Consider the following 12,807-nt stretch of genomic DNA (forward strand, 5'->3'; position numbering starts at 1 on the left):
AGCGTAATCGCGAAACAGGGAATCGTCGGCTGGTCCCGAGCTCAACGGCCCGGGTCCGACGGTTCGGAGGCGCCAGGGCTTCGGATCACCGATCCGTAGCGTCAACCGGCAAAGAAAGAGAGATACGAGAGCAATGGCTGTCGTAACTATGAAGCAGCTGCTCGACAGCGGCGCGCACTTCGGACACCAGACTCGTCGGTGGAATCCGAAGATGAAGCGGTTCATCTTCACCGACCGCAATGGCATCTACATCATCGACCTGCAGCAGACGCTGACCTACATCGACAAGGCCTACGAGTTCGTCAAGGAGACCGTCGCCCACGGTGGCACCGTTCTCTTCGTCGGCACCAAGAAGCAGGCCCAGGAGTCGATCGCGGCCGAGGCCACTCGGGTCGGTATGCCGTATGTCAACCAGCGCTGGCTGGGTGGCATGCTCACCAACTTCTCCACCGTGCACAAGCGCCTGCAGCGCCTCAAGGAGCTCGAGGCCATGGAGCAGACCGGTGGCTTCGAGGGTCGCACCAAGAAGGAAATCCTCATGCTGACGCGTGAGATGAACAAGCTCGAGCGCACCCTCGGTGGTATCCGGGACATGGCCAAGGTTCCGTCGGCCATCTGGGTCGTCGACACCAACAAGGAGCACATCGCCGTCGGCGAGGCGCGCAAGCTGAACATCCCGGTCATCGCGATCCTGGATACCAACTGCGATCCCGACCTGGTCGACTACCCGATTCCGGGTAACGACGACGCGATCCGTTCCGCCGCCCTGCTGACCAAGGTCGTCGCCTCCGCGGTGGCCGAGGGCGTGCAGGCCCGCGCGGGCCAGTCCTCCTCCGACGACAAGCCGGAAGCCGGCGCGGGCGAGCCCCTCGCCGAGTGGGAGCAGGAGCTGCTGGCGCAGGCTGCCCCCGCCGCCGCCGACGCCCCGGCCGCTGAAGCCGCTGCTGAGGCTCCGGCCGAGGCCCCGGCTGAGACCCCGGCCGAGGCCTGAGTCTCTTAAAACTCTGTTTCAGCGGTGATCATGTTGACCTGTCAGCGTGATCACCGCTGCCCAGTATCCGACTTGAAAAGGGAGGCTCGCCCGAGATGGCGAACTACACCGCTGCCGATGTGAAGCGGCTCCGGGACCTGACCGGCTCCGGAATGATGGACTGCAAGAAGGCGCTCGAGGAGAACGGCGGCGATTTCGACAAGGCCGTCGAGTTCCTGCGCATCAAGGGCGCCAAGGATGTCGGCAAGCGCGCCGAGCGCTCCACCGCCGAGGGTCTGGTCGCCGCCAAGGATGGCGTCCTGATCGAGATCAACTCCGAGACCGACTTCGTCGCCAAGAACGCGGAGTTCCAGGAGCTGGCCAACAGCATCGTGGCCGCCGCCGCGAAGGCCCGCCCGGCCGACCTGGACGCGCTCAAGGCTGTCGACCTGGGCGGCAAGACCGCCGATCAGGCCGTGCAGGAGCTCGCCGCCAAGATCGGTGAGAAGCTCGAGCTGCGTCGCGTCGCGTCCTTCGACGGCCCCGTCGCCGTCTACCTGCACAAGCGTGCCACCGACCTGCCGCCCGCCGTCGGCGTGCTGGTCGAGTACAAGGGCGAGGGCGAGGCCGCCGAGGCCGCTGCCCGTGCCGCCGGTATGCAGGTCGCGGCCCTCAAGGCCAAGTACCTGACCCGTGAGGACGTGCCGGCCGAACTCGTCGCCAAGGAGCGCGAGATCGCCGAGGCCACGGCCAAGGAAGAGGGCAAGCCCGAAGCCGCCCTCCCGAAGATCGTCGAAGGTCGCGTCAACGGCTTCTACAAGGATGTCGTGCTGCTGGAGCAGGCTTCGGTCACCGACTCCAAGAAGACCGTCAAGGCGCTGCTGGACGAGGCCGGTGTCACCGTGACTCGCTTCGCTCGCTTCGAGGTCGGACAGGCCTGACCGCCGCCGCTGGGTCCAATCCAGTGAAAAGACCCCTCACACATTGTGATTCAATGTGTGAGGGGTCTTTTTCTGTTCGTCCGGACGCGCCTTGTACGGGGGCTTGTGCCGTGCTGCTTTCCGGATAGGGCAGGATGAGAACGCTTTGTGTTGCGCACTCGCGCCAGTTGATGATCAATCGCCGAAGGAGACGAGCACCGATGACGGACCCGGGGACCGACCGCCCAGGATATCGCCGGGTGCTTCTCAAATTGGGGGGCGAGATGTTCGGCGGCGGCAAGGTCGGCCTGGACCCCGATGTGGTGCAGACGGTGGCCGAGCAGATCGCCGAGGTGGTCTCCGACGGTATTCAGGTGGCCGTGGTCATCGGTGGCGGCAATTTCTTCCGCGGCGCCGAGTTGGAGGAGCGCGGCATGGACCGCGCCCGCTCGGATTACATGGGCATGCTCGGCACCGTGATGAACTCCCTTGCGCTGCAAGACTTTCTGCAGAAGCAGGGCATCGACACCCGCGTGCAGACCGCCATCACCATGGGCCAGGTCGCCGAACCGTATCTGCCGCTGCGCGCCAAGCGGCACCTGGAGAAGGGCCGCGTGGTCATCTTCGGCGCGGGCATGGGCATGCCCTACTTCTCCACCGACACCACCGCCGCCCAGCGTGCCCTTGAGATCGAGGCCGACGTGGTGCTGATGGCCAAAGCCGTGGACGGGGTGTTCGACGCGGACCCGCGGGTGGTGGAGAGCGCCACCATGTTCACCGAGATCAGCCATCGGGAAGTGATCGAACAGGGCTTGAAGGTCGCCGACGCAACCGCCTTCAGCCTGTGTATGGACAACCAGATGCCCATTCTGGTGTTCAATCTGTTGACGAAGGGCAATATCGCCCGGGCGGTCGCCGGTGAGAAAATCGGCACATTGGTTCGGACCGACCCCGAGGTCTAGGGAAAACCCAAGCCAGGGGTCAGGACGATGACGACGCTGTGGAGCCGGTGTCAAGGAAGGACATGGTCGTGATTGAAGAAGCGCTCTTCGACGCCGAGGAAAAGATGGAGAAAGCCGTCTCGGTGGCGAAGGACGATCTCGGGAGCATCCGGACCGGTCGGGCGAACCCCGGCATGTTCAACCGAATCGTCATCGACTACTACGGTTCGGCGACCCCTATCACCCAGGTCTCCAGCATCACCGTGCCCGAGCCGCGGATGGTGGTGATCAAGCCGTACGAGCAGTCCACGCTGGGCGCGATCGAAACCGCGATCCGCAACTCCGATCTCGGTGTGAACCCCACCAACAACGGTGACATCATTCGGATCTCGGTCCCGCAGCTCACCGAGGAGCGGCGCCGGGAACTGGTGAAGCAGGCCAAGGGCAAGGGTGAGGACGCGAAGGTCTCCATCCGCAACGTCCGGCGCAAGGCCATGGAGGAACTGGGTCGCATCCAGAAGGATGGCGAGGCGGGCGAGGACGAGGTCGGCCGCGCCGAGAAAGACCTCGACAAGACCACCGCCAAATACGTCGGCCAGATCGACGAGTTGGTCAAGCACAAGGAAGCCGAACTGCTCGAGGTCTGAGTTTCCTCGGACGGCGGTTCTTGGCGGGGGATGAACGGAACTAGACGAGTTGAGCGACGGGACAATCGTGGCCGAGAACGCCGCCGCGACCGGTGCGGCCGAGGAGCCGAGACCGGCCAGCGGCACACCTGAATCTGAATACGCCACACCCGCCGCCGCTCCCGCGGCACCCAAGTCGCGGGCAGGCCGTAACCTGCCCGCGGCCCTGGCCGTCGGCCTAGGCCTCGGCTTATCGCTGATCGCCATCCTGCTTTTCGTGCCCAAGGTCTTCATCGCGGTCGCGGGCGCCGGTGTCGGCGTCGCCACCTGGGAGGTGGCCAAGCGCTTGCGCGAGGCCGACGTGCTGGTGCCGCGCGTGCCGTTGATAGTCGGCGGTCAGGCGGTGTTCTGGTTGGGCTGGCCGTTCGGCGCCAGTGGCGTCGCGGGCGCGTTCGCGGCGACCACCCTGATCTGCATGGTGTGGCGCCTGTTCGATCACGGTTTGCAGCAGGCGCCGCGAAACTTCTTGCGGGACACCGCGATCACCGTCTTCACGCTGGCCTGGATCCCGCTGCTGGCGTCCTTCGCGACGCTGCTGCTGCTCGAACCCGACGGCAATCTGCGGGTCCTGACCTTCATGATCCTGGTGGTCTGTTCGGATGTCGGCGGCTATGTCGCGGGTGTCCTGTTCGGCAAACACCCCATGGTCCCGTCGATCAGCCCGAAGAAGTCCTGGGAAGGCTTCTGCGGTTCCCTGGTCTTCGCCGTCATCGGTGGCCTGCTCACGGTAACCCTGTTGCTGCAGGCCAATTCGATGATCGGCGTCGTGCTCGGCGTCGGCCTGGTGGTCGTGGCCACCCTGGGTGACCTGATCGAATCTCAGGTCAAGCGGGAACTCGGCATCAAGGACATGGGCACATTGCTGCCCGGCCACGGCGGCATCATGGATCGTCTGGACTCCATGCTGCCGTCGGCCTTCGTCTCCTGGCTGGTGCTCAGCACCCTGATCTAGTGTTTGACGGCGCGCCGCAACTGCAGGATGCGCAGCCCGCCGACGGTGGCCATCAGCAATGCGCCGCCGATCGCGGACAGCAGCACGGCAATGCCGACCGGGAGATTGAACTCCCAGAACAGCAGGCCCACTCGCACGCTGTTCAGGTTCTGCAGAATGAATACCAGCAGCACGATCAAGATGAACGCACTGACGATCAGTCCGACCCACGTCCATCCGGTGCGGGTGCCGAGTGATTTCTTGGCGGTGACAGTGGACGTGGCCGGTGCTGTGGGTGGTGTGGTCTCGGGGGCGGGCTCCGGAGCGAAGTCCGGACCATGTTTTTCGGTCTCGGTGTGGTAGGGCTCCGGTCCGGGCTGATAGGGCTCGGGCGGGATGCGTTGCGGCGGGGACTCCGGCCGCCGCGGGTCGGGCGAGTATTCGGGATTCAGCGACATGTTCCGGGCATTCCCGGAACCGACCAGGTTACGCATCGCGCCGACCGTCATTCGATCACCGGCTCCGGGCGCGAAATCCCCGCTCAGCAGTTGGTCGGTGCGGGTTTGCCGGCGAAGCGGTCCGCCAAGTAGGCGAGGACCATGGGCAGCCCCGTAATGGTTTCGGTGCCGTGTTCACCGACCGGGTTCTCCGCCAGCGCGACTGTGGCGCCGCCGTCGCAGTACTGTGCGGCGAGTGCGCGGGCCGCGGCGATCGGGGCGAATTCGTCGTTGGTCGCATGATGGAACAGGACCGGCGCGGTCGGGACCCCGGCTCGGAAGAGCGGGCTGGCCTGGCGCGCGACCGTACTGATCTCGGCGTTGTTCGTGATCGAACCGGGCCACGCCTCCAAGTCCGCCGCTTTCAGGAACGGATACGCGAGCACCGCATCGTGCAAGCAGTACGTCTGGCTCGCCGCGAGGACTCGGCGGCCGAAATCGTTGACGTACCGCGGCAGATCCAGCTGCGGGTAGGAGCGCAGCAGGCCGACGAGTCCGATCGCGAGCGCACCGCCGGCGATACTGCCACTGAAGGATCGCAAGGTGGCTTCGTGGTCGGCGACCACCCCGCCGAGGGCTATCGCGGTCAACCGCAGGTCCGGGGCGTAGACCCGGTGCTCCTGGGCCGCGACGGCGGTAGCCAGCGCGCCACCGGAGTATCCCCAGAGCGCCGTGGGCGCGGCCGGGTCGATTTCGGCCGGTGCGAACGACTTGGCGGCGCGAATGCCGTCGAGCACGCCGCGGGCGTAACCGCCGGCTCCGGAGAAATCGGAATTCGGTCCCTGGTAGTCGGGCACGACCACTGCCCAACCCTGTTGCAGCGCGGTGCGAATGATGCCGGTCTCGCTGAGCGCCATGGTCGGTCCGCCGCCGAGCCCGCCGCGCAGCGCGTAGGAGGGAGCGCATTGCGAGCCGACACTGTCCTCGGCGACCTGGTAGGAGAGCAGCGGACGCGGACCAGGAGCGCGCCATTCCTGGCGCGGGACAAGCACTGTGGCGATATACGCACTCGGGCGCTCGTGATTGTCGATCGTCTTGTACTGGATCTGCCATGCGTTGGCCGGCATCGGCAGCAACAGTGCCTGTGCGTCGATCGAGCGGGAACCGAGCACCGTCGCGTTCGGCACGCCGGAGCTGGCCTCCGGCACCGTGTAGAAGGCGTCCTCGTCGGGCAGCGGAACCGCTCCGGCTTCGGCCCGCGCCGGAGTGGCTGGATGCCACTCGGGCGACAGCACTGTCAGCGCATTGCCGCCGACCACGATTCCCACGACAGCGGCCAGCGTCGCGCCGACTCGTAAACCCCACATGCAAAGCCCCCCGGTGACAATGCGCTCGGCTAGCGCTGGAGTGAGACTGTAGTCGCCAGGTCGAGCGGCTGCGGCGGATCGGAACAGTCGGATCCCTTGGGGCCGAGCGTATTTTCGGTCAGACCCAGATGAAGGTGTGCTGTTTCGTCAGTGCACTTGGCGGCCGGTGTCGTCCCAGTATTTCCGGCGGAGTTCGCGCTTCAGGATCTTGCCCGCGCCCGACACCGGGAGCGCGTCGGTGAGCTCGATGCTGCGCGGAGCTTTGTAGCCCGCGATGAGCGATTTGACGTGCTCGCGGATGTCCTCGGTGGTGACGGTGGTGCCGGGCAGGCAGACGATGACGGCGTGCACCCGTTCGCCCCATTCCTCGTCCGGGACGCCGATGACGGCGCAGGCGGCGACGTTCGGGTGGGCGGCGACGGCGTTCTCCACCTCGACGGAGTACACGTTCTCGCCGCCGGTGACGATCATGTCCTTGATCCGGTCGACCACGAAGACATAGCCCTGCTCGTCCATGTAGCCGCCGTCGCCGGTGTGCATCCAGCCGCCGCGCAGCGCGGCTGCGGTTTCCTCGGGTTTGTTCCAATAGCCGAGCATGACGTGGTCGCCGCGCACCTGGATTTCGCCGACGGTGCCGCGCGGGACCTCGTTGTCGTCCAGGTCGGCGATGCGGACCTCGGCGTGCGGCGCGGCGCGGCCGGCCGAGCGCATCCGGTCACCGGTGTGGTCTTCGGGGCCGAGGAGGGTGGCGACCGGGGACAGCTCGGTCATGCCGTAGGCCTGGGTCATTCGCGCGTTGGGGAACGCCTTCATCACCCGCGCCAGGACCGCCTGCGAGATCGGCGAGGCGCCGTAGAGGGCGCGCTCGAGGCTGGAGAGGTCGTGGTCGTGAATCTCTGGATGGTCGACCAGCATCTGCAGCATCACCGGTACGAGCAGGGCGTCGGTCACCTTGTGCTGGGCGATCGCGCGCATGGTGGCCACCGGCTCGAACATCGGGATGATCACATGCGTACCGCCGAGGAACACCACGACCGCCCAGCCGGAGAGGTCGGCGAGGTGGAACATCGGCGCTGCGTGCAGATAGGTGGCGCCGGGCGCGAACAGGTAGCCCGTGGCGACCGAGCCCAGCGCCGAGGAGAACAAATTGTCGTGGCTGAGCATGACGCCCTTGGGGAAGCCCGTGGTGCCGCCGGTGTAGAAGACGCCGGCCAGTTCGCTTCCGCCGCGCCGGGCATCCGGGATGGGCTCGCTGCGGGCGACGAGGTCTTCGAACGACAGCGCACCCTCGGGGGTGGGCCCGTCACCGCAGTGGATCACCGCGACCAAACCGTCGTAGCCCTGCCGGATCACCGGGAGCATCGCGGCGAACGCGTCATCGACGAAAAGCACCGTGGTGCCGGAATCGGCGAAGCTGTAGACGATTTCGGCGGGGCTCCAGCGAATGTTGACCGGATTGAGCACGGCGTTCGCCCACGGGACGGCCAGCAGATATTCGCTGTAGCGGTCGGAGTTCAGCGACAGCATCGCCACCCGGTCGCCGTCGGCGACACCGAGTCCGCGCAGTGCCCCCGCCAGCCGGGCCACGCGCTCGGCGACCTCCGCGAACGTTCGGGTGCGATCACCACAGATCGTCATGATGCCGTCGGGGTTCTGCTGGACCGCACGATGCAGACCTTGGGTGAGATACATCGGCGTCTACCTCCGTGCTTGCGATGTGAATCGATAGCAAGGTAACAGAGCTCATCAAGTTAAGGGTGATTCTGGTGAATTGGCTTCAAAATCCGCTATTACCAGCATGTTTAGGTGTCGCCCTTGACCCCGGATGGGACTGTGGCGCTTAATTAAGTGAATTTTCGATAGTCTCACTTCTTAGGATTGCCATGAATAATCGCGTGGTGGTGGCGGGTGTCGGGATGATCCCGTTCACGACGCCGAGCCGCACCGAGACCTACGACGTCATGGGCACCGAGGCGGCGCGAAAAGCCTTGTCCGACGCGGGAATCGAGTATTCGAGGATCCAGCAGGCCTACGCCGGTTACGTCTACGGTGACTCGACCTGCGGGCAGGCCGTGCTCTACGGCTTGGGGCAGACCGGCATCCCGGTCATCAATGTCAACAACAACTGTTCCACCGGCTCGTCGGCGCTTTTCCTCGCGCGCCAAGCGGTCGAAGCCGGTGTCGTCGACGTAGCGCTGGCGGTCGGGTTCGAGCAGATGCAACGCGGCGCGCTCGCCCTGGGCTACACCGACCGGCCCACGCCGTTCGACCGCTTCAACGTGGTCATGGACCAGATCCAGGAGCGCACCGCCGCGCCGTTCGCGGCGCAGATGTTCGGTGGGGCGGGGCGGCAGTACGCCGAAAAGTACGGCACCGCACCGGAAACCTTCGCCAAGATTTCGGTGAAGTCGCGCAAGCATGCCGCCAACAATCCCTACGCGGTATTCCGCGATCCGCTCACCGTCGAGGAAGTCTTGGCCTCCCCGCACATCTACGGTCCGCTGACCCGGCTGCAGTGCTGCCCGCCCACCTGCGGCGCGGCCGCCGCGGTGCTGGTCAGCGAGAAATTCGCCAAGGCCAACGGCATCGACGCCTCGGTGGTGATCAGAGCGCAGGCGATGACCACCGACCTCCCGTCCACCTTCGAGGCAAAGGACATGGCGAAGATCGTCGGCTACGACATGTCCAAGGCAGCGGCACAGCAGGTTTACGAGGCCTCCGGTATCGCGCCGGCCGATATCCGCGTGGTCGAGTTGCACGACTGCTTCACCGCCAACGAACTGCTCACCTACGAGGCCATCGGACTGACCCCCGAGGGCACCGCGGAGAAGTTCGTCAACGACGGCGACAACACCTATGGTGGCCGGGTCGTCACGAACCCGTCCGGCGGCCTGTTGTCCAAGGGGCATCCGCTCGGGGCGTCCGGTCTGGCGCAGTGCGCCGAACTGGTCTGGCAGTTGCGCGGCCGGGCGGAAGCACGTCAGGTCGAGGGTGAGCTGAAAGTCGCTCTGCAGCACAACATCGGGCTCGGCGGCGCGGCCGTGGTGACCCTGTACGAGAAGGTGAGCTGAAAGGTCTTGACACACATGGGAACTCTGGCAGGCAAGGTCGCCCTCGTCTCCGGCTCCGGCCGCGGCATCGGCCGTGAGGTCGCGCTGAAACTCGCTTCCGAAGGCGCGAAAGTGGTGGTGAACGACCTCGACGCCGAACCGGCGAAGGCAACCCTCGCCGCCGTCGAAGCCGCTGGGGGACAGGCGGTGTCGTGTATCGGCAATGTCACCGACGCGGATTTCGGCGAACGGTTCGTACAGACCGCGGTGCAGCACTTCGGCGGGCTGGACATCATCGTCAACAACGCCGGCTACACCTGGGATTCGGTGATCCAGAAGATGACCGACGAGCAGTGGGACGCCATCCTCGACGTACATCTGAAGGCGCCGTTCCGGATCTTGCGCGCCGCGCAACCGGTGATCAGCGGGCTGGTGAAACAAGCCAGGGCCAACGGCGAGGCGGTGCCGTGCCGCAAGGTCGTGAACATCTCCTCGATGGCGGGCACGGGTGGCAATGCGGGACAGGCGAATTACTCCGCGGCCAAGGCCGGTCTGCTCGGTCTGACCAAGACCATGGCCAAGGAGTGGGGCCGCTACAACGTCACCGTCAACGCCGTCGCGTTCGGCATGATCAAGACCCGGCTCACCGAGGCACCCTCCGACAGCGGCGGCACCATCGAGGTGCAGGGCAAGGAGATCAGGGTGGGTGTCAATCCGCAGCTGGCGGCCGCCATGGAGCAGATGATTCCGCTGGGCCGCGCAGGTACCCCGGCCGAGGCCGCGGGCGCGGTGTACCTGTTCTGCACCGAAGAGTCGAACTACATCAGCGGCCAGACCGTGGTGTGCGGCGGCGGTTTCAACATCTGATGGCAAGGGTGAACGGGCCGGGCGTAATCCGGCCGGCCCGCGGCACCCGCCCGGCGAACCGGCGCGAACTGATCGTCGCCGCGGCCAGCGACCTGTTCTACCGCAAGGGGTATGCCGCCGTCGGCATGGGCGAGGTCGCCGAAGCGGTGGCGATCGGCCCGTCCGCGCTGTACCGGCACTTCCGCGGCAAACACAATCTGCTGGCCACCGTCGTCGCGGGCGCGTTGCAATCCCTGGACGACGCGCTCGCGGCCTCCGCGGACCGGCCGGAGCAAGCCGCCTCGACGCTGGCGGCCGGTGTACTGGCCAACCGCGGCGCGGGGGTGCTGTGGCGCCGCGAGGGCCGGTACCTGGTGGACGAGGATGAACGCGCCGCGTTCCGGGAACTGGCCCGGCGGATCGGCGCCCGGATGGCCGAACTCGTCGGCGCGACCCGTCCCGAGCTGGACGCCGCGCAGCGGGATCTGCTGGCTTGGGCGGCGCTGTCGGTGGCCAACAGCGTGTCCTTCCACGGCTTGTCGCTGCCCGAAACCGAATTCACTCGACTGCTCAGCGAACTCATCGCGCGCACACTCGAGGCTCGGATACCTCGACTGGGCCCACGCCGCCCACCCACGCCGCCGGGGCCGCTGGCGGCGTTGTCCCGGCGCGAGGCGATTCTCACCGAGGCGACCAAACTCTTTGCCGAGCAAGGCTTTACAACTGTCAGCGTCGAAGACATCGGGGACAGCGTCGGTATCGCGGGCGCGAGCGTCTACAACCACTTCGCGAGCAAGGCCGACATCCTGCTGGCCGCCATCGTCCGCGGCGAGGAGTGGCTGCGCATGGGCGTGCACCGCGCGCTCGCCCACGCCGTCGACCCCGCCGACGCGCTCACCCGAATCCTGGACAGCTACAGCGCCGTGGTCTTCGAGAACCCGCATCTGATGCGGACCCTGGTCTCGGAGACGCGACACCTCCCGCCAGCGCAGTTCGATCGCGCCCGCACCGGCCAACTCGCCTACATCGCGGAATGGGTGCATCTGCTGGGCAAAATCCATCCCGCCTGGGATCCGGTGGCCGCCCGCATCCGGGTGCAGGCCGTGCAAATGATGATCAACGACACCGCGTTGACCCCGCACCTGCGGGCACTGCCGGACATCGAAGCGGTGTCCGCGGCGATCGGTGCGCAGATCCTCGATATCTAGTGGCCGTTGCCGCGCGGATCCGTGGCGCAGGGGCTGGCTGCGCTGCCGTGACGCAGGCCGTTCCGCTGCTCTGGCGGGTTGGGCCACTGGCACCCTGGTGGAGATTGGCCCGCAGCGCTCAGTGTGGGTGGGGCCGTGGCGCCGGCGCAGGCTCCCGCTGCGCTGACGAAAATCGTTCCGCCGCGTGACGCAGGCTGGTCCGCTGCCGTGACGCAGGCCGACGGTCCCAGGGCTCGAACGGCCCGGATGGGCCAAGATCTCGGTATGGGACACTGGAGGCACTATGACCGCCGTCCCCGTACCCCTCGTTTTCGATGCCCCGCGCCGGGGCATGCCGCCCACCCATCTAGCCGATCTCGACGCGGACGGGCGTAAGAAGGCGGTCGAGGAGTTGGGGCTGCCCAAATTCCGGGCCGACCAGATCGCGCGGCAATACTACGGACGGTTGCAGGCCGATCCGGAGCAGATGACCGATCTCCCCGCACCGGTGCGGGAGAAAATTGGCGCTGCGCTGTTCCCGCCGTTGCTCAATGTGGTGAAACACATCACCTGCGATGCCGGGGAGACCCGCAAGACGCTGTGGAAAGCCGGCGACGGCACCCTGCTGGAGAGCGTGCTCATGCGCTACGCCGACCGCAATACGCTGTGCATCTCCAGCCAGGCGGGTTGCGGCATGGCCTGCCCGTTCTGCGCGACCGGCCAGGCGGGCTTGACGCGCAACCTGTCCACCGCCGAAATCGTCGATCAGGTGCGCTCGGCCGCGGCCGCTCTGCGCGACGGCGACGTCGCCGGTGGCCCGGGGCGGCTCTCCAACATCGTCTTCATGGGCATGGGCGAACCCCTCGCCAACTACAAGCGCGTGGTCGCGGCCGTCCGCCGCATCACCTCGCCGGCCCCGGACGGTTTCGGTATCTCCCAGCGCAACGTGGTCGTCTCCACCGTCGGCCTTGCCCCCGCTATCCGCAAACTCGCCGACGAGGACCTGTCGGTGACTTTGGCTGTCTCCCTGCACACTCCGGACGACGAACTCCGAGACACGTTGGTACCGGTCAACAATCGCTGGCCGGTCGCCGAAGTCCTCGACGCCGCACGGTATTACGCGGACAAGTCCGGCCGCCGCGTCTCCATCGAATACGCCCTGATCCGCGATATCAACGATCAGCCGTGGCGTGCGGACATGCTCGGCAAGAAGCTGCACAAAGCCCTGGGCTCCCGAGTGCACGTCAACGTCATCCCGCTCAACCCCACGCCGGGCAGCAAATGGGACGCCGCACCCAAACCTGTCGAACGCGAATTCGTCCGCCGCGTCAACGAACAGGGCGTGCCCTGCACCGTCCGCGACACCCGCGGCCAGGAGATCGCGGCTGCCTGCGGTCAGCTCGCCGCCGAAAATTGACGCTCGTGCTGTGTCGGCGGCGCATATCCGGTGTGCGCCCGCCATCCGAATAGCC

The 12,807-nt window shown here is 66.5% G+C and carries 12 protein-coding genes; 9 read left to right on the forward strand and 3 right to left on the reverse strand.

Annotated features, from left to right (window positions below):
• Positions 1-133: 133 nt before the first annotated feature.
• The 5 genes from rpsB (at position 134) to BJ987_RS14995 (ending at position 4,469) form a co-directional block, all read left to right on the forward strand.
• A complete protein-coding gene (rpsB, locus tag BJ987_RS14975) occupies positions 134-991 on the forward strand; it encodes a 30S ribosomal protein S2 (RefSeq protein WP_209889756.1) in 858 nt (285 codons plus the stop codon).
• A gap of 95 nt (positions 992-1,086) precedes the next feature.
• Positions 1,087-1,911 carry a translation elongation factor Ts gene (tsf, locus tag BJ987_RS14980; RefSeq protein ID WP_209889759.1) on the forward strand — a complete coding sequence of 275 codons (825 nt, stop codon included), beginning with the start codon at positions 1,087-1,089 and terminating at the stop codon, positions 1,909-1,911.
• Between the two features lie 200 nt (positions 1,912-2,111).
• Positions 2,112-2,852 carry a UMP kinase gene (gene pyrH / locus BJ987_RS14985; RefSeq protein ID WP_209889762.1) on the forward strand — a complete coding sequence of 247 codons (741 nt, stop codon included), beginning with the start codon at positions 2,112-2,114 and terminating at the stop codon, positions 2,850-2,852.
• Positions 2,853-2,920: 68 nt separating this feature from the next.
• Positions 2,921-3,478, forward strand: coding sequence for a ribosome recycling factor (gene frr, locus BJ987_RS14990; protein WP_209898414.1), 558 nt, complete (start codon positions 2,921-2,923; stop codon positions 3,476-3,478).
• 67 nt (positions 3,479-3,545) lie between these two features.
• Complete coding sequence (locus tag BJ987_RS14995) at positions 3,546-4,469, forward strand: phosphatidate cytidylyltransferase (RefSeq protein ID WP_209898417.1); 924 nt, start codon at positions 3,546-3,548, stop codon at positions 4,467-4,469.
• On the opposite strand, the gene BJ987_RS15000 is transcribed toward BJ987_RS14995, so the two are convergent.
• The 3 genes from BJ987_RS15000 to BJ987_RS15010 form a co-directional block, all read right to left on the reverse strand.
• Positions 4,466-4,942 carry a LapA family protein gene (locus tag BJ987_RS15000; RefSeq protein ID WP_245365972.1) on the reverse strand — a complete coding sequence of 159 codons (477 nt, stop codon included), beginning with the start codon at positions 4,940-4,942 and terminating at the stop codon, positions 4,466-4,468. The two genes, BJ987_RS14995 and BJ987_RS15000, sit on opposite strands and share 4 nt — an antisense overlap.
• Before the next feature lie 47 nt (positions 4,943-4,989).
• Positions 4,990-6,252, reverse strand: a complete 1,263-nt coding sequence (locus BJ987_RS15005) for a lipase family protein (protein ID WP_209889765.1) — start codon at positions 6,250-6,252, stop codon at positions 4,990-4,992.
• Positions 6,253-6,399: 147 nt separating this feature from the next.
• The gene (locus BJ987_RS15010) at positions 6,400-7,944 is read right to left on the reverse strand and encodes an acyl-CoA synthetase (RefSeq protein ID WP_209889768.1); all 1,545 of its coding nucleotides are present in this window, start codon (positions 7,942-7,944) and stop codon (positions 6,400-6,402) included.
• 191 nt (positions 7,945-8,135) lie between these two features.
• Here BJ987_RS15010 and BJ987_RS15015 point away from each other — a divergent pair, with 191 nt between their 5' ends.
• The 4 genes from BJ987_RS15015 to rlmN all read left to right on the forward strand — a co-directional run bounded on the left by BJ987_RS15015 (position 8,136) and on the right by rlmN (position 12,752).
• A complete protein-coding gene (locus BJ987_RS15015; RefSeq protein ID WP_209889770.1) occupies positions 8,136-9,323 on the forward strand; it encodes a lipid-transfer protein in 1,188 nt (395 codons plus the stop codon).
• A 15-nt stretch (positions 9,324-9,338) separates the two neighbouring features.
• Positions 9,339-10,169, forward strand: coding sequence for an SDR family NAD(P)-dependent oxidoreductase (locus BJ987_RS15020; RefSeq protein ID WP_209889773.1), 831 nt, complete (start codon positions 9,339-9,341; stop codon positions 10,167-10,169).
• On the forward strand, positions 10,169-11,356 hold the full coding sequence (locus BJ987_RS15025; protein ID WP_209889776.1) for a TetR/AcrR family transcriptional regulator: 1,188 nt from the start codon (positions 10,169-10,171) through the stop codon (positions 11,354-11,356). Before BJ987_RS15020 ends, BJ987_RS15025 begins: the two co-directional genes overlap by 1 nt.
• 283 nt (positions 11,357-11,639) lie before the next feature.
• Positions 11,640-12,752: a dual-specificity RNA methyltransferase RlmN gene (rlmN, locus tag BJ987_RS15030; RefSeq protein WP_209889779.1), complete on the forward strand. Its 1,113-nt coding sequence runs from the start codon at positions 11,640-11,642 to the stop codon at positions 12,750-12,752.
• Positions 12,753-12,807: the final 55 nt, after the last annotated feature.

The sequence above is a fragment of the Nocardia goodfellowii genome, assembly GCF_017875645.1.
GTDB classification, from domain to species: Bacteria; Actinomycetota; Actinomycetes; order Mycobacteriales; family Mycobacteriaceae; genus Nocardia; species Nocardia goodfellowii.